The organism is Streptomyces sp. NPDC045899 (assembly GCF_056431485.1).
This window is the reverse complement of sequence record NZ_JBWKKP010000010.1, coordinates 174,935-197,354: the sequence shown is the minus strand read 5'-3', so window position 1 is coordinate 197,354 and position 22,420 is coordinate 174,935. Positions and strand designations below refer to the sequence as shown.

The following is a 22,420-nucleotide window of genomic DNA, read 5'->3' as shown; positions in this document are numbered from 1 at the left end:
CCCGGGGCCGGTCCCCGCGCCTCTTCCCATGGCGTTTCCGCCACCGTCGAGTCCCATATCTCCGCTCTGTCGCACAGCGGGTAATCAGGACCCCTCACCGGCTGATATCGTTGTGGTCGAGCAAGCACCATACGGTAAGCAACAGACCAGATCGGCCATGTCGGAGCAGGTATTTCCATCCCTGTGCCCGGGGCCGTATCTCGGCTACCCGTGAGACCTCCGGACCAGCCGTGCACGCACCGCCGTATCTGCCTGACCAGCAGTTGAACCAGACCACCTCATAGCGGTGTTCGCGCTTCCGGGACGCCGTCCTCCTTCGCATGCCCAAAAGCAGGAATTGATGCCCGTTCAATCACCAGCGGAACTCATTCACTTCGCCCGCCGTAACTCGGGGTTCTACTCGGCGCTCTACTCCGGGTTACCCGAGGACGTCTCGGAGCTGACCGCACTGCCGGTCATACCCCAATCCGAGTTCTGGCAGGCCAACACTCCCCACCACAACACCCTCCTGACCGGCCCGCTACAGGAAGCCGTGGTATTCAAAAGCGGCGGGACGACCGGGGCACCGAAGTTCTCCTTCTACACCCGGGAGGAGTGGTGGGAATTCACCACCGCTTTCGGGGCCGGACTGGTCGGGGCCGGGCTCCGGCCGGGCCAGCGGGTCGCCGATCTGTTCTACGCGGGTGACCTGTACGCCAGTTACACCTTCATCCTGGACAGTCTGGCGCACTCCCCGGTGGCCAACGTCCGGCTCCCGATCGGCGGCGCCACACCGCCGGCGTCGACCGTCGCCACACTCGAGCAGTTCGGCGTGGACGTCATCGCGGGCACCCCGACCACCCTGTGCTCCCTGGCCGAACACCTGAGGGCCGAAGGACGCGTCCTGCCCGGAGTCACCACCCTGTTCTTCGGTGGCGAGAGCATCTTCAGCGACCAGCGGCGGCTGCTGTCCGGCGCGTTCCCCGCCGCCCGCGTGGCCTCCATCGGCTACGCGGCCGTGGACGCCGGGCTGGTGGGCCTTCCGGAGCCCGGCGACGATCCGCGGCTGCACCGGGTCCCGGCCCCGTACACGGTCGTCGAGATCCTCGACGAGCACACCGGGGAGCCGGTCACCCGTGCGGGCGTCCCCGGCCGGGTCGTCGTCACCGATCTGCGGCGCCGGCTGATGCCCGTGCTGCGCTACCCGGTGGGCGACCGTGCGGAGTGGACCGATCCCGCCGCCGGACTCTTCCGTGTCCTCGGCCGCGCCGAGGAAGGCGTGCGCGTGGGCCCGGTGGCCCTGCACACGCAGGACGTGCACGACCTGGTGCGGGCCGCCGACGTGGCGGGCCGGATCAGTGGTGTGCAACTCGTGGTGCGCCGCTGGGAGGACCGGGACGGCCTGCTGCTGCGCCTGGCGTGCGACGACCCGTCCGAGGATCTGTCGGAACTCGCCGCGGCCGTGGAGAAGGCGTTCCACGCCGCCCGTCCGATGTACGCGCAGTCGGCCGCGGCCGGGCATGTGCACCCCGTCGCCCTCGTCTGGTCGCGCCACGCCGATCTGGCCGTCAACGCCCGCTCCGGGAAGCTGATCCGCGTGCTCGACGAAAGGCCGCACGCGTGACCGCGCCGATCCTCCCCGGAGCGCCCGCGGCCACACCGCTGCCGAAACGATCCGCCTCCCGACTGCCGGTCGTCCTGCGCAACCCGGCCTTCGGTGCCGTCTGGGTCGCCCAGGTGCTCACCCAGGCGTCCGCCCGGATGTTCCAGGTCGGCATCGTGTGGTGGCTCATCCAGTGGTCCGCGGGATCCGAACGGGGCCTGGCCTCCGGTGCGTTCCTGGCCGTGAGCACCCTGCCCGCGGTGGCGCTCGCCCCCGTGGTCGCCGGTGTCATCGCCCGCCACCCGTACCGGACCGTCATGGCCGCGGCCGCCGCCGGGGCCGGGCTGGTGGCCGCCGCGACGGCCACATGGGCGTACGCGACCCCGCTGCCGATGGGCCTCGCCTACGGCGCCGCACTGCTGCTGGCGGGCTGTCAGGCGCTGTTCGACCCGTGTCTGACCACTTCGCTGCCCGTCCTCGTCGACGACGCCGATATCGAGGCGGCCACCGGCTTCGAACTGGCCACGCAGTCCCTCGCCGGGCTGGCCGGTGGGCTCCTCGGACCGCTGGTGATCGATGCCTGGCAACTCCCGGGTGTCGTCGCCGGATGCGCCGGGGCGTACCTCCTCGCGGCCGCGCTGATCGCTGTGACCCGATTCCCGGCCGCCGGGGACACCGGCGCCCCCGCGGCGCCGGACCCGGCCGACGGAACGCCCGCCGCCCCGCGCCGCACACTGCGCCGCATCCTCGCGGACCTGCCGTTCATCCGCCGGGTGCTGCTCTGCTTCACCGCGGCGAACGTGGTCACCACCGCGGTCTTCGTCGTCATGCCGATGTACACCGCCCTGGTACTGCACCAGGACGGTTCGACCGTCGCGCTGCTGGAAGCGGCGCTGGGTGCGGGCACACTGGCCGGATCGTTCACCGGCGGGCGGCTGCCGGGCCGTCCGGTGACCACCGGCACCGTCTGCCTCGGCCTGATGGCGGCCGCGCTCGCCGTACCGGGCCTCGTCACGGACCGCGCCGCGTACGCCGCCGCCATGGCCGTCGCGGGCTGGTGCGTGGGCACCATCGGCGTACGGTTCGTCGCCCTGTTCCAGCGGATGGTGCCCACGGCGGACAAGCCCGGCTTCTTCGCCGTGATGCAGTCGCTCCTCGGGGCCACGTTCCCCGTCGCCTCCCTGCTGTTCGGGGCGCTCGGGGACCAGATCTCGCCGCGCACGCTGTGCCTGGTCCAGGCCGCGGGCCTGGTGCCGGTGGCCGTCGCCCTGTGGTGGACGGGCACGCGGGGCGACGCCCCGGGCGACACCGGCACGGCCGCCGACGACACCATCACCGCCACCACCGGAGGAGGAGCACGATGAGCGTCACCATCACCCCCGCCGTCCTCCAGGACATCGCGGACCTGCGGCAGTTGTACTTCGACGTCTACGGCCACGGCTATCCGGTCCCGCTGGGCAGCGACCCGGCCGAGATGCGACGCCTCATCACCGATCCGCACACCCACTGGCTGGTGGCCCGCCGCGCGGGCAACGACGAGCCGACCGGTTCGGTGGTGGTGCAGACCGACCCCGGTACCCGTATCGGCAAACTGGTCGGCCTCGCCGTCCACCCCTCCCACCGCCACGGCGGGCTCGCGGGCCGGCTCACCGGCGCGGGGTGCGCCGACGCGCTGGCCACCGGCACGGTCGACTCGGTCTACGCCACCGTCCGCGTGGTCACCGAGGGCCCCCAGCACGTCGTGGTGCGCAACGGATTCCGGCCGCTGGGCCTCATGCCCAACGCCGTCGAGGTCGCCGGCTGCGAGAGCCTGGCCCTGTTCGTGCGCTACGCCGACGGGGTGCTGGAGCGGCGCGAGGCCGTGACCCGGGTGCCCGAACCACTCGCCCCGCTCCTCGCCGCCGCCGAGGCGGTGGCGGAGGTGGGCTACCCGGAGGTCGGCTACGCGGGGGCGCGGCCCGTCGGGACCGCGGACGCCGCCCCGGTCCCCGGACCGGCCACTCCGGCCACCACCGCGATGGAGATCGTCGCCGCCCGCTCCTTCGTCCGGCGCCGCTTCCTCGAACGGTTCCCCGACCCCGCCGACCGCTTCTTCCCGCTGCACTCCCCCAACGCGATCCTCACCCCGGAGGACGGCGCGTTCGAGGTGTACGCGGATCTCGACCCGGCCGCCCGGAGCTGCTCGCTGATCGCCGTGCACCCGCATCCGGCGGCCATGGCACACGCGCTGGAACCGCTGATGGCCGTGGTGAGGCGCACCGGCGCGGACTACGTCGAGACGCTGCTGCCGCTGTCCGACACCACCGGGCTCGGCGCGTTCCTCGCCGCGGGCTTCGTGCCCAGCGCGCTCTACCCGGCCATGCGCCGCGTCGGCGACCGCTTCCACGACCACGTGGTGCTGTCCCGGACCAACCGCCAGATCGACTTCCGCACCGCCGCCGTCAGCCCGCTGGTGCGGCCGTATCTGAGCGCGTACGTACGGGCCTGGACCGCGACCTACCTTCCCCTTCACGAGGTTGTCTCATGAACCCCCATCTGCTCCCCGTCGAGGTCCCCGACCCCGGTGCCCTGTCACACGTCCAGCGGCTGTGCGACCTGACCGCACCGTATGAGCGGGGTCCCGAGGCCGACGCCCTCTTCGCGGCCGCCATGGCCGAGGCCAACGCCTGGCACGCCGAACGCTCCCCGTTCTTCCGTTCGTTGCTGGAGGACGAGCCCGCCACGCCCGCGCCCGGTGTCGGCCGGGACGTCCGCACCCCGCTGGTGCACGCCAACTTCTTCAAGCGGCACGAAGTGCTCTCCATCCCCCGGGAGGAGGTCCACCTCCACCTCACCTCCTCCGGGACCACCGGTCAGAAGTCACAGATGTTCTTCGACGAGTGGACCATCCGTGCCGCCCAGCGCATGGTGGCCCGGATCTTCGACCACTACGGCTGGATCACCCCGGACCAGCCGGTGAACTACCTGCTCTACAGCTACGAACCGGCGCCCTCGCTCAAACTCGGCACCTCCTTCACCGACAACTACCTCTGCGACTTCGCCCCGGCCCGGGACACCACCCACGCCCTGCGGCACACCGGGGACGGCCACGAGTTCGACGCGCGCGGCTGTATCGAAGCCCTCCAGCGCTACGCCGACGAGGGCCTGCCCGTGCGCATCCTGGGCTTCCCGGCCTTCCTCCACTTCACCCTGGAGCGGATGCGCTCGCTCGGCGTCCCCCCGGTGCGGCTGCCCGCCGGATCGCTCGTGGTCCTCGGCGGGGGCTGGAAGGGGCACGCCGACCGGGCCATCGCCAAGGACACCTTCTACGCCGGGGTCGAGGAACAACTGGGCATCCCCTCCGAGAGGATCCGCGACACCTTCGGATCCGTCGAGCACTGCGTGCCCTACGTCGAGTGCGAACGGCACCGGCTGCACATCCCCGTGTGGTCGCGCGCCGCCGTGCGCGACACCGCCACCCTGGAGCCGCTCCCCTACGGCGAGCGCGGCTATCTGCACCTCGTCTCGCCGTACATCACCTCCGTCCCCGCCCAGAGCGTGCTCATGGGCGACCTCGCGTCCCTGCACCCGGGCGAGGAATGCGGCTGCGCCCAGCCGACCGAGTGGTTCACCGTGCACGGCCGGGCCGGGATCAGCCGCAACCGCAGCTGCGCGGTGGCCGCCGCCGAACTCCTGAAGGGAACGTCATGACCAGCGCACCGATGTCCGGGACGGCCGCCACGGCGGACGCGGCCCCGGCCTCCGGCACACCCGGCGGCGAACACCACTGGTGGCAGGGCGCGTTCATCGGCGACGCGGAGGTCACCGCACGCCTCGCGGACCTCCCCGCCCTCACCGACCGGGCCCTGGGCGAGCAGCTGCCCACCGAGATCGTCCTCGCCGCCTGCGACCGGCTCTCCGGCGCGCTGGGCACCCCCGGCGGCCCCGTGCACACCCGGCTCATCCGGTGCCTCACCGACGAGGGCACCGAGGCCGAGGAGGCGGCGGCACTGCTCGCCGACCTCGCCGCCGCCCTCAGCCGTCCCGCGCTGGAGCGCAAACTCCGCCGGGAACTGGGCGGCCCCCACCCCGAGCGGCTCATCCGGCCCGACGCGCGCGAGACCGTCTACGAGGCGTGGGCGCCGGTGGGTCTGCTGGTGCACATCGCGCCCGGCAACGCCACCGGGGTGGCCCCGCTGAGCGTCGTCGAGGGCCTGCTGTCCGGCAATCTCAACGTCCTCAAGACCAGCAGCTCCGACACCGCGCTCGCCCGGCTGCTGCTCGCCGAACTGGCCGCCGCCGATCCGACCGGCACCCTCGCCCGCCGGATCGTCGTACTGAGCTTCCCCTCCGGACGGCGCGCGTGGCTGGAGCCCCTGTGCGCGGCGGCCGACGCCATCGCCGTCTGGGGCGGTGAGGACGCCGTGGCGGGTGTCACCGAACTGGCCCCGCCCGGCTGCCGGGTCGTCGAGTGGGGACACAAGATCTCCTTCGCCTATCTGTGCCGCGGCTCGTGGTCCGATCCGGCCGTCCTCGCCGCGCTCGCCGCCGATGTCTGCCGCCTGGAGCAGCAGGCGTGTTCCAGCCCGCAGGTCGTCTACCTCGACACCGACGACGCGGACGAGGTGTTCGCCGTCGCCGGTGACCTGGCCGCACAGCTGGCTCTGGTCTCCGACAAGCTGCCCCGTCCGGAGCTGGGCCTGGCCGAACACGCGGAGATCACCAACACCGAGCTGGTCGCACGGCTGGAACAGCACCTCGGTCTCACCCGTGTCATCGCGGCCGACGACGGCTCCTGGCGGGTCCTCGCCGACACCCGCCCGGCCCTCACCGCCTCGCCGCTCCACCGCAGCGTATGGGTCAAGCCACTGCCCCGCCGCGATGTCACCGCCACGCTGCGTCCGATGCGCCGCTACCTCCAGACCGCGGCGGTCGGCGGTGACCGCGGTGATGTCGCCGCGCTCTCCCGCACGCTGCTCGGCGCCGGTGTCACCCGGGTCACACCGGTGGGAGCCATGCTGGACGCCTACGACGGTGAACCCCACGACGGTGTCTACGCGTTGCAGCGCTACAGCAGGCGGGTCGCCGTACGCGCGGACGAGCGGTTCACCGCCACCTCCTGCCTGGACGACCTCGTCGCCGCACCGCTGCTGCCCGCCCCGCCCACCGGACCGCTGCTCGACAAGGCGGGTGTGCAGGAGCAGTTGCGCCATCTGGCGCCCGAGCACGCGCATCTGTACTTCCGCAGCGGTGGCACCACCGGCGCACCCGCCCTGTCGGTGTTCACCAACGCCGACTACGACACCCAGATGCGCGCCGCCGCGCACGGACTGCTCGACTCCGGCTTCGACCCGGCCCGTGACCGCGCGGCCAACCTGTTCTACTGCGGCGGTATGTACGGGAGCTTCATCAGCTTCTTCTCCATCCTGGAGCGGCTCAACGCCACACAGATCCCGCTGGCCGCCGGTGACGACCTCGCCGCCGTGGCCGAGGCGCTGGTGGCCTACCGGGCCGACACCCTCTTCGGTATGCCGTCCTACCTGTGGCAGCTGTTCCACACCCAGCGCGAAACCCTGCGCGCCTGGGGCGGTGTGCGCAAGGTGTACTACGGGGGTGAGCACTTCACCGGTGAGCAACGCCGTGTCCTGGAGGAGGACTTCGGCGTCGAGGTGATCCGCTCCGCCGCCTACGGCAGCACCGATCTCGGCCCGCTGGGCTACCAGTGCGAACGCGCCGAGGGCTCGGTCCACCACATCCTCACCGATCTGCACACCCTGGAGGTCCTCGACACCGAGAGCGACCGGCCGGTGCCGGCCGGGGAACCGGGCCGTCTGGTCTTCACCAGCCGGGCCAGGGCCGGACAGCGGCTGGACCGCTACCAGATCGGCGATCTCGGCCGCGCGCTGGCGGGCGACTGCCCCTGCGGCAGCCGTACCCCGCGCGTCGAACTCCTGGGCCGCCACGGCGACGTGGTCCGCGTGGGCACGTACTCCTACCACTACCGGCGCTTCGTGGACGCCGCCCGGACGCAGGTGGGCTACCGCGGTGAACTCCAGGTGGTCCTGACCGGCGGGACCGACCGCGAAGGGCTCATGGTGCGCCTCGACGGGGCGTACGCCCCGTCGGCCGAGGAGGCCCGTGCCGCCTTCCTGACGGCGATCCCGGAGTTGCGCTCCTCGGTCGAGGACGAGGGCACGCTGACCCTCTCCGTCGAGATCACCGATGTGGCGTCCTTCGAACGGGCGGCGACCAGCGGGAAACTCCGCGCGTTCGTGGACCGGCGGACGATGGGCTGACCCCGGCCGCGGGCTACCGCCCGCGGGGAAGCGTCACCACCAGCCGGGCCCGGTGCGGGGTGATCACATCACGGAGCACGGGGTCGGTGAGCAGGACGACGGGGGCGATGCGGTCCGGGTCGTCGGAGTGCCAGTGCCGCAGCGCGGCCACCACGACGGTCCACGCCCCCTCGTCATCGCCCTGCGTGGCCAGCGTACGGGCGAGGTCCAGGGCCTGTTCGAAGGCCGGGGCCTCGGGCAGACGGGGCGGTACGTGGGCGGCGGCGCGGGCGATCCAGGCGTCGTCGGACAGCTCGGCCTGGAAGGCCAGTTCGGGGACCATCCGGCCGAGCGCCTCCGGCCGTGGCAGCCCGCCGTCCGGCCGGTGGTCCTCCACCGTACGGCGCAGGTAGAGGGGGACCACCTCGGCCCGGACCCGGTCCTCGCCGACCGCCGCGATGACGCGGTCCCGGCCGAGGACGTTGTCACGGATCTCGTGGTGGACGGAGCGGGGGTCGAGGAAGGCCGTCAGGATGGTCATGAGGTACAGACCGGTACTCGAACCCTTCTCCGCGGCGCGCTCGAAGGTCGCGAGCGCCTGTTCCGCCTCTCCGCGCAGTGCCTGCTCCCGGCCCCGGGCGAGCAGTTCACCGGCCTTCCGGGGGTCCACACCGCGTCCCTCATGGCCCCTGAGCTGCTCGAAACCGGCGCGCTCCGCCCGGACCAGCTCGGCGAACGACCCGTGCCGCTCGCCCAGTCCGGGGTACCAGCTCGCCCAGATGTACGCGGCCCACTCCCCGTCCTCGGACACATCACCGGGGTCGAGCAGCCAGTACTGCGCGTCACCCTCCTGGGAGATGAGCAGTGAGCGCTGGAAGACGGCGTCCTGTTCGGGGTCGTCGCCGAGCATGAGGGCGTCGGCGAGGGCCAGGTCCGCCTCGGTGAGCCAGTCCACGGTGCCGGTGGTGCGCATCTCCCACATGAAGTCGCTGAGGTACAGCCAGCCGTCGGAGGCGCCGAGGAACGAGCGGTAGCTGGGCGGGAGCCGGGTGCCGAGCCGTTCCTCCAGGGCCGTGAGCCGTGCCTCGTCCGCGCCGTCGAAGCCCAGCCAGCCCGCGGCCCGCTGGGCTTCGCTCACCTCCGACAGCTCGCCTTCCTCGGACAGGCGGATGATGTCGGCGCCGTAGTCGGCCAGATAGTCGCGCCACTCCTCGACGGTGCGGGGGCCGGGTTCTTCCCGGGCGGGTGTCCGCACCGTCCCCCGGAACCCCGTCGGCTCACCGCCCGTCGGCTGGCGGTAGCCGAAGAAGCCCTCGTAGGCGGCGACGGGAGCGGTCTCGAAGAACCGGACCTGGCGGAGCTGGACGGAGTCCGATCCGGCGTTGGCGGTGATCTCGAGGCGGTAGTGGCGGTAGGCCACACCGGTCCCGGCCGACACGGTGAAACCGCGCGACTGGTGCCGCCGGGTGAAGACCTGATGGCTACGGGAGTCGAGCACGGCCCAGTGCCGCCCGTCGGACGACCCCTGGAGCGTCCAGTCCACCGGGTCGCGGTCGGGACAGTCGTTCGCCGAGACCAGTGCGTAGTGCCGGACGACGACCGGCCGGACGCAGTCGAACTCCAGCCATGCGCTGCCCGTTCCGTCGCCCAGCCACTTCCCGGCGGAGCAGTCCATCAGGTTCTTCGCGACCTCGCCCGCCGCCTCGTACTCGTCGTGCGCCCGCACGGCGCCCACCAGGCCGGTGACCTCACTGCCGGGGTCGGGCCCGGTGGCGGCGGTCCGCAGCGCCACCGCACCGGATCCGATCGCCTCGCCGTGCCAGTCCATGTGCACCACATGGGCGTCGCCGTCCTCGAGCAGCAGCGACAGATCCCCCGCGGTGTGCCACCCGGTGCCGTGGCTCTCCTCCGTGCGGAAGCGGTGGGTTGTGCTCTCCCCGGCGGTCTCGCAGCGCTCCCGTGTGCCGCGGTACTCCGCCGAGGCACCCCCGGCGCAGCGGTAGTAGCCGTGGAAGCCGTCCATGGCCGCCCGGAAGCCGATCGCCGCTTCCGCCCCGTCGCAGGTGCGCCAGCCGAGCCGCTCCAGTTCGAGCGCGGGCTCCAGTTCGAACCCCGGCCCCAGTCCCAGTCCCGGTCCGAGTCCGGGCTCGAACGGTGACGGCTCGCCCGCCTCGACGGCGACCCGCAGCCGCGGGCCCGGTTCCCACGTCTCGGCGCCGTCCCGGCGCCGTTCGGTGCGGAAGACGTGGACCCTCTCCCCGTCAGTCGGTGGCACTGGTGCTCTCCTCACGCTTCCCGCGGACGAACGAGGGCACCACAGCCCCCATGCGGGAGTCGCACCCTACGAGGCCGGGGGAGAACGTCCGGCGCTCGCCGGTGGACCTCTAGAAGTAACCCGTGGACTTCGGGAGACATGGCAACGCCTGCCACCCGGGAACCGTCTTCCCCCTTTCGGCGGGCGGTTCACCGGCCGGATATGCGGCCCGGCCTCGCGCGCGATGGCCGCTCAGCCGGCCGATCACCACTTTCCCCGCCACAAACTGGGGAGATCCTTGGTGTTCCGGCTCCTCGCTTGAAAGGACCGGACCTGTTCAGTGGTTAATTTGCAGTCGGTTCCGACACCCACGATCCACGAACAAGGACCACCATGCCCCCCACCGTCTCCTCCGCCCGTGGCCGCGGACGCCACCGCAAGCCGAGACCGCTGAGTCCGGCGGCCCGCCGCGCGATCGTGATCGCGGCAGCCGCACCCATCGCCGGAACGTTCCTGACCGCCCCCTCCGCCTTCGCCGCCGGGAAGGACACCGCGAAGACCTACGGCACCCCGGAGCTGGACCCGGCCGAGCAGCAGATCGCGGAGAAGCTCAACGCCCGTGTCCAGGACCCCCGGCTGGGCGACACCTTCAGCGGTGTGGTGATCGACTCCGGGTCGGACAACGTTGTCTGGAGTCATGGCGCGGAGAACGCGCTGATGCCCGCCTCCAACACCAAACTCGCCACCGCCACCGCCGCGCTGACGGTCCTGGGCCCCGACCACACGTTCACCACCAAGGTCGTCTACGGCGACGGCACGCTCACCCTCGTCGGCGGCGGTGACCGCACCCTCACCATCCCCGATGTCGAGGCCCTCGCGAAGACCGCCGTCGACGGGCTGAAGAGCGCGGGCCTCACCAAGGTGAAGATCCGTATCGACGACAGCCTCTTCCCCGAACCCACCCTCGCCACCGGCTGGAACGAGGGCTACTACCCGGACACGGTCGCGCCGGTGCGGCCCCTGGTGGTGGACGGGCGCAGCCTCTCGGACACCGCGCTGGACGCCGGGAAGGTCTTCGCCAAGCGCATCGCCGACCGGGGCATCACGGTCGACGGTGAGGTCACGCGCGGCGTGGCCGGCAAGGGCGACGTCCCGGTGGCCCAGCACTCCTCCGCGAAGCTGTCCGCGATCGTCAAGCACATGCTCAAGGTGAGCGACAACAACATCGCCGAGTCGCTGCTGCGGATGACCGCGCTCGGTGCGGGACGGCCGGCCACGTTCGAGGACGGGGCGGCGGTCGTCCGGGACGTGCTCAGCCGGAACTACGGTGTGTCGCTGGACAACTTCCAGATGCACGACGGCAGCGGACTCTCCCGCGCCACCCGCATCCCGGCGCAGACCCTGGCGGACATCCTCGATCTGACCGTGGACCCGCGCCACCACCGCACCCTGAAGTCCATCAAGGACGGCCTGCCCGTGGCGGGCGAGGAGGGCGCCAGCCTGGGGCCCCAGTTCGGCCGGTTCGACACCCCGGACTCCAAGTGTGCGGTCGGCAAGGTCATGGCCAAGACCGGCACCCTCAGCGGCGCCATCGCCCTGAGCGGCTTCACCAAGGCCCAGGACGGACGGTGGAAGGTGTTCTCGTTCATCGAGAACGGCGCCACCGCCGAGCAGAACGACACCAAGGACGCCTTGGACGGTCTCGCGGCGACCGTCAACGGCTGCTGGGCGTAGTTCCGCGCGCCGCCCGCGCCCCGTGCGGGCGGCGCGACACCCCATCACCCTGGACCGTCACCCCGGACCGCCCCGGGGAAGGCCCTGCGGTAGTCGCTCGGCGTGGTGCCGAGCTGCTTCAGGAAGTGGTGGCGCAGGTTGTTGGCGGTGCCGAGTCCGCTCAGTTCCCCGATCTTCTCCACGGAGAAGTCCGTCGCCTCCAGCAGGGTCCGGGCCCGGCCCAGACGCTGGTGGAGAAGCCATTGGAGCGGGGTGGCCCCGGTGGCCGCCTGGAGCCGCCGGTAGAAGGTGCGCGGGCTCATCGCCGCGCGCCGGGCCAGCTCCGTGACGGTCAGGGGCCGGTCGAGATGGGCACGGGCCCAGTCCAGGACCGTACTCAGCCCCTCGTCGTCGCTGGTGGGCACGGACACGTCGATGAACTGCGCCTGGCCGCCGGGCCGGTGGGCGGGCACCACCATCCGGCGGGCCAGCTGATTGGCCACCTGCGCACCGAGGTCACGGCGCACCAGGTGCAGACACAGGTCCAGACCCGCGGTCAGCCCGGCGCTGGTGAGCACGTCGCCGTCGTCGACGTACAGCACCGAGGGGTCGACGTCCACCTTGGGGTAGCGCTCGGCCAGTTGACCGGTGTGCATCCAGTGGGCCGTGGCGCGGCGCCCGTCGAGCAGCCCCGCCTCGGCGAGCGCGAAGGCCCCGGTGCACAGCGAGACCATGCGGGCTCCCGCGTCGTAGGCACGCCGCAGGGCCGTGATGAGCTCCGGCGGCAGTGGTCTGCCCTCCTCGACGCAGGGGTCGGGCACCGAGGGCACGATGACCGTGTCGGCGTCGGCGAGATCGTCGAGTCCGCGGGGCGTCCGCCACGCGAAGCCACTGGCCGCCGTGTCCTCCCGCTCCGGTCCTCCGGTTCCGCACAGCCGCAGGTCGTACCAGGGGTCGGCCAGATCGGACTGCTGCTTCCCGAAGACGGTGCAGGGGATGCTCAGTTCGTACAGGTCCCACGAGGGAACCTCGACATCTCCCACGACGACCACAGCGACAGAACCGGCACCCATGCCCCGAAGCGTATGGCAGGAATTTGGTGACGGCTGTCATCGGTGTCACTTCTTCCGTCCGCCACACGCTGCGAACGTGGGGGCCGTACGTGAGAACACATCACGTACGGACCCAACGCTGCGAGGAGTTATGGGCATGAAGGCAGGACGCCAGGCCGTCACGGTCGTCGGACTGGGCTCGATGGGCTCGGCTCTGGCCGCCGCGCTGCTGGAGCGAGGACATCCGACCACCGTGTGGAACCGGTCCGCGCACAAGGCACAGCCGCTGGTCGACAAGGGCGCCCGACTGGCCGGGACGCTCCGGGAGGCGATCGCGGCCGGCCCGCTCACCCTCGTCTGCCTGCTGGACCACGAAGCCGTACGCACCGCGTTCGACCCGGTGGCCGACGCCCTGGCGGGCCGGTCGCTGGTGAACTTCACCTCCGGCACCCCGGACCACGCCGACCAGGCGGCCGAGTGGGCCCGTTCGCACGGCGCCGACTACCTGGACGGCGCCATCATGACCACTCCGCCGGGGATCGGCAGCCCGGAGATGATGATCCTGTACAGCGGCTCGCACACCGTCTTCGAGGACCACCGGGACACCCTGGCGGCCCTGGCCGACCCGCTGCACCTGGGCACCGAGCCGGGTACCGCCTCCCTCTACGACGCGGCGCTGCTCGGTCTGATGTGGGCCACCATGACCGGGTGGCTGCACGGCACCGCGCTGGTGGGCACGGACAAGACGCCCGCGACGGACTTCACCCCCGTCGCGCTCCGCTGGCTGACCGCGGTCCAGGGATTCCTGACCACGTACGCGCCCCAGGTGGACGCCGGTCACTACCCGGGCGACGACGCCACGGTCGACGTGCAGATCGCGGCCATCGACCACCTCATCCACGCCGGGGCGTCCCGGGGCGTCGACAACGCCCTCCCCGAGCTGCTGAAGGCGGCCATGGTGAAGGCCAAGTCCGCGGGCCACGGCCAGGACAGCTTCGCCAGCGTCATCGAGGTCCTGAAGAGCCGGGAGGGCGAGAAGTGACCGCCACAACGGCTCCGGCCCCCTCCCCGGCCGCGGCGGCCCCGGTGGACGCACCTCCCCCGGCGCGGTGGACGGACCTGCTGACGGCCGCCACCGACACCTGTCTGGCCGCGCTCCTCGAGGGCGCGGACCGGGACTGGTCACATCCGGCGCACGGCCTCGACTGGAGCTGCCGCCAGACCCTGGACCACCTCGCCCTCGGTCTGACCGGCTACACCGGTCTGCTCGTCTCCCGCCCCGACGACCGCTACATCACCCTCTTCGCCTCGCTCGACCCCCAGGCCCCCGTCGCGGACTGTGTGGAGGGACTGCGCATCGCCGCCACCCTCCTCACCTCCACCGTCCGGGACACACCGCCCGACGTACGCGCCTGGCACCCCTGGGGCCACTCCGACGCCGGTGGCTTCGCCGCCATGGGGATCACCGAACTCGTCCTCCACACCGACGACATCACCCGGGCCCTCGGCATTCCCTGGTCCCCGCCCGGCGAAGTCTGCGCGGCGGCCGTGCGGCGCCTCTTCCCCGACGCGCCGTCAGGCCATGAGCCGTTCGCCACCCTGCTGTGGTGCACGGGACGCACCGCGCTTCCCGGGCTGCCCCGGCTCACGGCCTGGCAGTGGAACGGAACCGTGCGCTGACCCCGGAGAGCCGGGGGAGCACGCGGGCGGGAGTGGACACCCCACAGGTGTGAGTGGTCCATGTCGCCGACCCTCCACCGCGGAGACCCGGCGGTCGGCACCCACCCCCCTGGGGTGCCGGCCGTCGGCTTTTCCGGGGAGGCGTGGGACGCGCTGTGATCCGCGCCATAGGACGCCCCGGGAACTCCGTCCATGTCCGATACGACTCCTGTTGCGGTACGGCATGATCCGACCGATGCCGTACGACGCGATCTGGAGACCGGTGATGGACGACTCCCGAGAATCCCCCTCCGGCGCGGGCGCGCCGCCGCGGAAGCTGGTTCCCCCGCCCGCGCTCTGCGGCTTCCTCCTGCTGCTGGCCCTGGTGTTCGTGGGGTCCTACGCCGTCGGGGCCTCCGCGGGTCCCGTCGCGCCCGGGATGCACAGCACCGGCACGAGCGGTGGTGGGGACGACGACGGCGGCGGGGGCGGTATGGGCGGTATGCACGGAGGGGACGGCCGATGAGCGCCGACGCGGTGACCGAACCGGTGACGACCGACCTCACCGTCGGCGGGATGACCTGCGCGGCCTGTGTGAAGCGCGTGGAGAAGAAGCTCGGCCGGCTGGACGGGGTGACGGCGAGCGTCAACCTGGCCACCGGCCGGGCCCGGGTGAGTCATCCGCCGGGGATCCGCGCCGCGGAACTCGTCGCGGAGGTCGAGAAGGCCGGGTACACGGCCGCACTGCCCGAGCCGCCGGAACGGCGGCGCCACGACGAGGGCGCCGGTGCGCCGGAGGCCGGGGAGGCGCGCAGGGAACGTGAGCGGCTGCTGATCACGGCGCTGCTCTCGGTGCCCGTCCTCGTCCTGTCGATGGTGCCCGGATGGCAGTTCCGCAACTGGCAGTGGCTGTGCTTCGTGCTGGCCGCGCCGGTCGCCGTATGGGGGGCGTGGCCGTTCCACCTGCGGGCGGCGCGCGGGCTGCGGCACTCCGCGGCCACCATGGACACCCTGGTGTCGCTGGGCGTCCTGGCATCGTTCTCCTGGTCGGCGTACGCGCTCTTCCTCGGCGGCGCGGGGGATCCCGGGATGCGGATGCCGTTCAGCCTGGTGCCCTCGGTGTCGGACGGCGTACCGCATATCTATCTCGAAGCGGCGGTGGGCGTACCGCTCTTCGTGCTGGCGGGGCGGTATCTGGAGGCGAGGGCCCGGCGGGGGACGGGGGCGGCACTGCGGTCGCTGGCCGAACTCGCCGCCAAGGAGGTCTCGGTCCGCGAGGACGACGGGTCCGAACGGCTGGTCCCGATCGAGGAGTTGCGGGCCGGTCAGGTCTTCGTGGTCCGTCCCGGGGAGCGGGTGGCCACCGACGGACAGGTGGTGCGGGGCAGTTCGGCCGTCGATCTGTCCCTGGTCACCGGGGAGAGCGAACCGGTCGAGGTGGGGCCGGAGTCGGCGGTGGTCGGCGGTGCCGTGAACGCCGGCGGGCTGCTGCTCGTCCGCGCCACGGCGGTCGGGGCGGACACCCGGCTCGCCCGGATCACCCGGCTGGTCACCGAGGCGCAGGCCGGGAAGGCCAAGGCGCAGCGGCTGGCCGACGCGGTCGCCGGTGTCTTCGTGCCGGTCGTGCTGACGCTGGCGGTCACGGTGCTCGGCTTCTGGCTCGGTGCCGGGGCAGATCCGCAGGCCGCGATCACCGCGTGCGTCGCCGTCCTGGTCGTGGCCTGTCCGTGCGCCCTGGGCCTGGCGACACCGACCGCGCTGATGGCCGCGACCGGCCGCGGGGCGCAACTGGGCGTCCTCGTCAGCGGTCCGCGGGCGCTGGAGGGGCTGCGGCACCTGGACGTGATCGTGGTCGACAAGACCGGCACGCTCACCTCCGGCCATATGAGCGTCACCCGGGTCACGGCCGCCCCCGGGGAACCGGGCGAGGAGGCGGTGCTGCGGCTGGCCGGTGCGGTCGAGCAGGGCTCGGAGCATCCGCTGGGCCGGGCGATCGCCGCGTTTGTCCGGCGGAGCCTGCCCGAGGCGCCGTTGCCGGAGGTGAACGACTTCCAGGCGGTACCGGGGCGGGGGGTGCGCGGTCGGGTCGAAGGACGTTCGGTGGAGATCGCGTCCCCGGAGGGCGAGTTGCCCGCCGTCCTCACGGAGGCCGTGGACGCGGCGGAACAGGCCGCGCACAGCTCGGTCCTGGTCCGGGTGGACGGGGTGGCCTCGGCGGTGATCGAGGTCGGGGACGCCGTACGGTCCGGCAGCTACCGGGCCCTCGACCGGCTGCGGCGCCTGGGTGTCCGGCCGGTGCTGGCCACGGGCGACCGGGAGGCACCCGCCCGGGCCGTCGCCCGGGAGCTGGGCATCGACGAGGTGCACGCCCGTTGTTCCCCCGAGGACAAGGCCGACCTGGTACGGGACCTGCGCGAACGGGGCCACCGGGTGGCGGTCATCGGCGACGGGGTGAACGATGCCGCGGCGCTGGCCGGTGCCGATCTCGGCATCGCCATGGGGTGCGGCACCGACGTGGCCATCGGCGCGGCCGATGTGACCCTGGTGCGCGGGGAGATCGAGGTACTGGCGGACGCGGTACGGCTGGCCCGGCGCGCGCTGGGCACCATCCGCGCCAATCTCGTGTGGGCGTTCGGCTACAACGTGGTCACCGTGCCGCTGGCCATGGTCGGCCTGCTCAACCCGATGCTCGCCGCCGCCGCGATGTCGGTCAGCTCACTGGTGGTGGTCGGCAACAGCCTGCGGCTGCGTGGCTGGCAGCCCTCACCCGCCCGGAGGTCCACCCGATGACGGAGCAGTCCCCCTGGCGGCCGACCCGCGGCCGGGTGCTCGGCGCCCTGTTCCCCGCGCTGGTCCTGGTGGCCGTGTGCACCGTCGCCCTGAGCGCGCTGACGATCTGGGTCACGGCCGGGAAGGCGGGCAGCCCGGCCCGGATCTCCGTGTCCAGCGGACGGGTCTTCCTGCCCTATGACCCCGGCGCGGAGACCGCGGCCCTCTTCGTGGTCACCAACCGCGGTGGCGCGGACGACCGGCTGCTCAAGGTGACGTCCCCGGCCACCGGCGGGAAGATCACCCTGCGGCGTCCTCCCCCGGCCGGCAGCCGGGCCACCTCCACCCCCGAGGTCACATCGGCCACCGTTCCGGCCGGTGGTGTGCTGTCCATGTCGCCGGAGGGCCTGGATGTGACCCTGACGTCCGCGGCGGGGTGGCGCGTCGGCGACACCGTGCCGTTCACCCTGCACTTCGAGCGCAGCGGGGCGGTCGAGGCCGTCGCGGTGGTGAGATGATCCGCCCACTCATGGTGAATTGCCGATCGGCGGGAACTCACGGCCTGTTCGCTCCGACTTCTAGACCGGGTGACGAAGGTTCGCCCCGTTGCTGAGTGAGAGCTGGAGAGTTTCGATGCGTTCTCGTGTGTGGGGCGGTACGGCGGCCGTCGTACTCGGCGGACTGCTGACGGCGGGCTGCGGCGGCGGGGGGAAGGACACGGCGGACGAGGGGTCCGGGAAGGATGGCTCGAGCGTCACCGTCACCGACTGCTCGGGCTCCGAGACCACCTTCTCCGGCCCTGCGGAGAAGATCGTCACCAGTAACGCCTCCAGTCTGGAGCTGTTGCTGCGGCTCGGCGCCGGGGACAAGGTGATCGGCACCGGATTCCCGCCCGGGAAGGGCACGATGCCCGGCGCGCTGGACGCGCAAGCGTCCAAGGTGAAGGTGCTCAGCGAGAACGTCATCCCGAAGGAGAAGCTGCTGGGTTCCGGCGCCGATCTCTACATCGACACCTTCGCGTCGATGGACATGGGCGGCGGCATGGGTGACGCGCCGACCCCCGAGGAGTTCAAGGCCGCCGGGATCAAGCACATCTATCTGAAGTCCACCGCCTGCGCCGCCCAGCGCAAGGGCCCGGTGACCGATCTGTCTGCCGTCGAGGCGGACATCACCTCCCTCGGAGCGGTCACCGGCACCAGCGCGAAGGCAGAGGAACTCGTCACCGGGATGAAGAAGAAGGTGGCCGCCGTCCAGAAGGCGGTCGGCGGCACCCCGGAGAACAAGCGGCCGACCTACTTCTTCTTCGACTACGACGCCGGGACCAAGCAGCCCACAGCCGTCTGCAACCGGCAGGTCGCCAACGCGGTGATCACCCTGGCCGGGGCCCGCAACGTCTTCGCGGGCTGCGACGGAGATTACAAGCAGGTCGGCTGGGAGGACGTCATCGCGAAGAATCCCGACTGGATCCAGCTCGGGGTACGCGACCGGGGCAGCGGGGCGGCGAACGAGAAGGCGTTCGACGAGGCCGAGAAGTGGCTGAAGTCCAATGCCGCGACCAAGGGCCTGAAAGCGGTGAAGAAGGGACACCTCCTGCGCATCGGCTCCGAGCGGACCACCATCGCCGGTGTCCGGAACGCTGACACGATCGAGCAGATCGCCAAGACGCTCCACCCGGGCAAGATCGGCGCATCGTGACGTCACTCCTGGAGCGCGGTGGCACCGGGAAGGAGACCGCCGCCACCTCCCGCGGCCCGCGCACCGGTCCACTGGCCATCGCCCTCGGGCTGGCGCTGCTCGCGGCGCTGACGGCGGCGGTGGCCTGGGGCTCGACCTCCATCCCGCCCGGTGAGGTGTGGGGGGTGGTGTGGCGACGGCTGTCGGGGGAGCCCCCGCGACCGGGCACGGACCATCTGATCGTGTGGCAGCTCCGTCTTCCGCGCGCCCTGTTGGCGGCCCTGGTGGGCGCCGGACTCGGCCTGGTCGGAACGGCGATGCAGGCCCTGGTGCGCAATCCGCTGGCCGATCCCTTCTTCCTCGGGATCTCCAACGGTGCCTCCCTGGGGGCGGTCGCCGCGATCGTGCTCGGGCTCGGCACGGGCGGGGCTCTGGGGCTCGGTCTGTCGGGGGCGGCCTTCGCCGGGGCGCTGGCCACCTTCGCCCTGGTCTGGGCGGTGGCCCAGCGCCGGGGAGGGTTCGCACCGCTGCGGCTGGTACTGGCCGGGGTGGCGATCGGACAGTTCCTGTCCGGCTTCACCAGCTACCTCGTCCTCCAGGCCGGGGACGAACAGCAGACCCACAGTGTGCTGTTCTGGCTCATGGGCAGTCTGAGCGGGGCGACCTGGCCGCTGCTCGCCGCGCCCGCCGTGGCCGTACCCGCCACCATGCTGTGGCTCCAGGCCCGCGCCCGCGCGCTGAACGCCCTGACCATGGGGGACGAGACCGCGGCCGGGCTCGGCGTCGATCCCGCCCGGCTCCGCCGGGAACTGTTCACACTCACCAGTCTGCTGACCGGGGTGCTGGTCGCCGTTTCCGGCGCCATCGCGTTCGTCGCCCTCATGGTCCCGCACGCCTGCCGTCTGGTGATCGGCGGCGACCACCGTCGACTGCTGCCGGTCTCGGCGCTGTTCGGCGCGCTGCTGCTGGTGGTGGTGGACATCGTCTGCCGTACCGCGATGGACACCCAGGAGCTTCCGGTGGGCGTGGTCACCTCGCTGATCGGGGCCCCCGCGCTGCTGTACCTGCTGGACCGACGGCTGGGGAGCGACAGTTGAGGATCGAGATCGAGGGCCTGCGGGTGGCGTACGCGGGACGCACGGTCGTGGCGGACGCCCATCTGATCGCGGCCGAGGGCGAGATCACCGGCCTGGTCGGACCGAACGGCAGTGGCAAATCCACTCTTCTGCGCACGGTCTACCGGCATCTGAAGCCCAGTGCCGGACGGGTACTCCTCGATGGTGCGGACCTCCGCCGGATGACCCCCCAGCAGTCGGCACGGCATGTCGCCGCGCTCCCCCAGGAGCGGGGCGCCGACTTCGAACTGACGGTCCGCGAGGTGGTGGCGATGGGCCGCACCCCGTACAAGCGGGCCTTCGCCGGGGAGGACCTGGAGGACCGGGACATCGTCGCCCGGTCGCTCGCGCATGTGGGCATGGCAGAACAGGCCGGGCGGCGCTTCACGGCGCTGTCCGGCGGGGAGCGCCAGCGTGTGCTGCTGGCCCGTGCGTTCGCCCAGGACCCCGACGTCCTGGTGCTGGACGAGCCGACCAACCACCTCGACGTCCGGCACCAGGTGGAGCTGCTGGCCCTGCTGCGCGCACAGGCCCGTACGACGCTGGTGTCCCTGCACGACCTCAACGCGGCGGCCTCGGTCTGCGACCGGCTGCACGTTCTGCGCGCGGGTGCCGTGATCGCGTCCGGACTGCCGCGCGAGGTGCTCACCCCGGAGTTGATGGCGGAGGCGTTCGGGGTGCGGGCGGCCGTCGTGGACCATCCCCTGACCGGGGATCCGCTCATCGCCTTCGACCACCGGACGACGGCCGACGGCGCGCCGACGACTCCGCGGGCGCGTATCGGCGCGTGACGGGGCACTGGATTCCCGCCACGGGCCGGGAACTCACCCCGCCTGCCTTCCGACTGTTGAGATGAGGCTGTCGTCCGACAGCCGTGCCGAGACGGTGAGGGGCACGAGGGTGAGACGGCCACATCGCGGTGCGGAACGGCCTGGAGCCATATCCGGCGACACGGGAGGTCCGGCGAAGTCTGCGGGTTCCACGGTTTCCGCGGAGCGGGACCGCTGGGCCCTGGTGGCGGTGGCGGGCGTACTGGCGTTTGTGGCGATGCTCGACATGAACATCGTCAACGTGGCTCTGGCGGACATCGCCGACAGCCTGGATGTCTCGGCGCGGACCGCCCAGTGGGCGGCTCTGGGCTATCAGATCTCCGTCGTATCCCTGTTGTTGCCGGTCGGGCGCTGGCTGGACCGGGTCGGGGCCCGGTCCGCGCTGCTGACCGCGACCACCGGCTTCGCCGGGTGCAGTGCCCTGGCCGCCGTCGCGCCCTGGGCCGGCTGGCTCATCGCCGCCCGCCTCGCGCAGGGCGTGTTCGGGGCGGTGCTGTTCGTGCTGATGCCGGTACTGGCCATCGGATCGGTCCGGCCGGAGGCCCGTGGCCGGGCGATGAGCATACCGGCGACCCTGGGCCCGCTGGGCGCGGTGACCGGACCGGCGCTGGGCGGACTGCTGATCGACCACTTCGGCTGGCGGTCCGTTCTGCTGGTCAAGATCCCCTTCTGTGTGTTGGCCCTCGTCATCGCCTGGCGGGCGATGCCCAGGGGCGGGGGGCTGCGCGCTCCCGACCGCCGTTCGGTCGCCGACGCCGTGCTGGTGGCCACCGGTGTCGCGGGCCTGTTGCTGGCGCTGACCCTGGCGTCGAGCGGCCTCCCCTGGCTGTCGCTGGTGGCGGTCGCGGTTCCGCCGCTGTGGTGGTGGCTGCGCGGCCCCGGGGGCCGGCCCGTCACAGGCGCCCTGCGCACGGGCGGGCTGCTCCAGGCCCATGGCGCGGTGCTGGCCCTCGCGGCGGGGTTCGCGGCCATGCACTACGTCGTCGCCCTGCATCTCCAGCGTGACGACGGGTTGAGCGCCACCGCCACCGGACTGACCGTCCTGGCCTTCCCCCTGGGCATGGGGCTGGCCGGTCCGCTGGGCGGACGCCTCGCCGACCGGTTCTCGCCCCGGCCGGTCGCGATCGCCGGAGCCGCGATCACCGCCGCCGGACTGCTGCTGCTGGTTCCGCTGGGCGAGGACTGGTCCACGCCACAGGTGGCCTGGCGGCTGGCGCTGGCGGGCATGGGGATGGGGCTGAACGGTGGCCCCACCCAGGCCCTGGTCATGGGCGCCGCGCCGCCGGACCGGGCCGCGACCGTCGGCTCCACCGTGCAGCTCGCCCGCAGCCTCGGTTTCACCCTCGGCCCGGCCCTGGCGACGGCCGCCTGGGGGATGACCGACGGTGCGGGCGCGGCACTCGCCCTCGCCGCCGCGTCCGCGTGCCTCGGCGTCCCGCTGCTCGCGTGGTCCGGCGGCAGGCCGGGCCCTCTTCCCGAGAAGACCACCGATGCGGCGCCCGCCGCGCACAACTGACC

Annotated in this window: 17 protein-coding genes; 15 read left to right on the top strand and 2 right to left on the bottom strand. The window is 72.3% G+C overall.

All coding sequences use genetic code 11. The features are described 5' to 3' along the window. The first annotated feature begins 340 nt into the window (after positions 1-340). The 5 genes from AC07FT_RS17370 to AC07FT_RS17350 are packed head-to-tail and all read left to right on the top strand — an operon-like array spanning position 341 to position 7,857. Entirely contained in the window at positions 341-1,603 is a 1,263-nt protein-coding gene (locus tag AC07FT_RS17370; protein ID WP_479176929.1) for a phenylacetate--CoA ligase family protein, read from the top strand. Continuing rightward, positions 1,600-2,946 carry an MFS transporter gene (locus AC07FT_RS17365; RefSeq protein WP_479176928.1) on the top strand — a complete coding sequence of 449 codons (1,347 nt, stop codon included), beginning with the start codon at positions 1,600-1,602 and terminating at the stop codon, positions 2,944-2,946. The genes AC07FT_RS17370 and AC07FT_RS17365 overlap by 4 nt, the downstream gene beginning before the upstream one ends. Next, positions 2,943-4,109, top strand: coding sequence for a GNAT family N-acetyltransferase (locus AC07FT_RS17360; protein WP_479176927.1), 1,167 nt, complete (start codon positions 2,943-2,945; stop codon positions 4,107-4,109). The genes AC07FT_RS17365 and AC07FT_RS17360 overlap by 4 nt, the downstream gene beginning before the upstream one ends. Then, positions 4,106-5,272 (top strand): LuxE/PaaK family acyltransferase, encoded by a 1,167-nt coding sequence (locus tag AC07FT_RS17355; protein ID WP_479176926.1) that lies wholly within the window; start codon positions 4,106-4,108, stop codon positions 5,270-5,272. The genes AC07FT_RS17360 and AC07FT_RS17355 overlap by 4 nt, the downstream gene beginning before the upstream one ends. Continuing rightward, entirely contained in the window at positions 5,269-7,857 is a 2,589-nt protein-coding gene (locus tag AC07FT_RS17350; RefSeq protein WP_479176925.1) for an acyl-CoA reductase, read from the top strand. Before AC07FT_RS17355 ends, AC07FT_RS17350 begins: the two co-directional genes overlap by 4 nt. 13 nt (positions 7,858-7,870) lie before the next feature. Here AC07FT_RS17350 and AC07FT_RS17345 read toward each other — a convergent pair whose 3' ends face one another. Then, entirely contained in the window at positions 7,871-10,111 is a 2,241-nt protein-coding gene (locus tag AC07FT_RS17345) for an SMI1/KNR4 family protein (RefSeq protein WP_479176924.1), read from the bottom strand. A gap of 372 nt (positions 10,112-10,483) precedes the next feature. On the opposite strand from AC07FT_RS17345, the gene dacB reads away from it, so the two are divergent. Beyond that, the gene (gene dacB, locus AC07FT_RS17340) at positions 10,484-11,824 is read left to right on the top strand and encodes a D-alanyl-D-alanine carboxypeptidase/D-alanyl-D-alanine endopeptidase (protein ID WP_479176923.1); all 1,341 of its coding nucleotides are present in this window, start codon (positions 10,484-10,486) and stop codon (positions 11,822-11,824) included. A gap of 44 nt (positions 11,825-11,868) precedes the next feature. Here the strand turns inward: dacB and AC07FT_RS17335 are convergent, their stop codons facing one another. Continuing rightward, on the bottom strand, positions 11,869-12,876 hold the full coding sequence (locus AC07FT_RS17335; protein WP_479176922.1) for a GlxA family transcriptional regulator: 1,008 nt from the start codon (positions 12,874-12,876) through the stop codon (positions 11,869-11,871). A 136-nt stretch (positions 12,877-13,012) separates the two neighbouring features. On the opposite strand from AC07FT_RS17335, the gene AC07FT_RS17330 reads away from it, so the two are divergent. The 9 genes from AC07FT_RS17330 (at position 13,013) to AC07FT_RS17290 (ending at position 22,418) form a co-directional block, all read left to right on the top strand. Next, positions 13,013-13,897 carry an NAD(P)-dependent oxidoreductase gene (locus tag AC07FT_RS17330; protein WP_471197966.1) on the top strand — a complete coding sequence of 295 codons (885 nt, stop codon included), beginning with the start codon at positions 13,013-13,015 and terminating at the stop codon, positions 13,895-13,897. Continuing rightward, positions 13,894-14,535, top strand: coding sequence for a maleylpyruvate isomerase N-terminal domain-containing protein (locus AC07FT_RS17325; protein WP_479176921.1), 642 nt, complete (start codon positions 13,894-13,896; stop codon positions 14,533-14,535). Before AC07FT_RS17330 ends, AC07FT_RS17325 begins: the two co-directional genes overlap by 4 nt. A 235-nt stretch (positions 14,536-14,770) precedes the next feature. Further along, a complete protein-coding gene (locus AC07FT_RS17320; RefSeq protein WP_479176920.1) occupies positions 14,771-15,040 on the top strand; it encodes a hypothetical protein in 270 nt (89 codons plus the stop codon). Beyond that, positions 15,037-17,304 carry a heavy metal translocating P-type ATPase gene (locus tag AC07FT_RS17315; RefSeq protein WP_479176919.1) on the top strand — a complete coding sequence of 756 codons (2,268 nt, stop codon included), beginning with the start codon at positions 15,037-15,039 and terminating at the stop codon, positions 17,302-17,304. Before AC07FT_RS17320 ends, AC07FT_RS17315 begins: the two co-directional genes overlap by 4 nt. Then, positions 17,301-17,801 (top strand): copper chaperone PCu(A)C, encoded by a 501-nt coding sequence (locus AC07FT_RS17310; RefSeq protein WP_479176918.1) that lies wholly within the window; start codon positions 17,301-17,303, stop codon positions 17,799-17,801. Before AC07FT_RS17315 ends, AC07FT_RS17310 begins: the two co-directional genes overlap by 4 nt. A gap of 115 nt (positions 17,802-17,916) precedes the next feature. After that, on the top strand, positions 17,917-18,978 hold the full coding sequence (locus AC07FT_RS17305; protein ID WP_479176917.1) for an ABC transporter substrate-binding protein: 1,062 nt from the start codon (positions 17,917-17,919) through the stop codon (positions 18,976-18,978). After that, the gene (locus tag AC07FT_RS17300) at positions 18,975-20,054 is read left to right on the top strand and encodes a FecCD family ABC transporter permease (RefSeq protein ID WP_479176916.1); all 1,080 of its coding nucleotides are present in this window, start codon (positions 18,975-18,977) and stop codon (positions 20,052-20,054) included. Before AC07FT_RS17305 ends, AC07FT_RS17300 begins: the two co-directional genes overlap by 4 nt. Further along, positions 20,051-20,863 (top strand): ABC transporter ATP-binding protein, encoded by an 813-nt coding sequence (locus AC07FT_RS17295; protein WP_479176915.1) that lies wholly within the window; start codon positions 20,051-20,053, stop codon positions 20,861-20,863. The genes AC07FT_RS17300 and AC07FT_RS17295 overlap by 4 nt, the downstream gene beginning before the upstream one ends. A 250-nt stretch (positions 20,864-21,113) precedes the next feature. Continuing rightward, positions 21,114-22,418: an MFS transporter gene (locus AC07FT_RS17290; RefSeq protein ID WP_479176914.1), complete on the top strand. Its 1,305-nt coding sequence runs from the start codon at positions 21,114-21,116 to the stop codon at positions 22,416-22,418. Positions 22,419-22,420 lie beyond the last annotated feature (2 nt).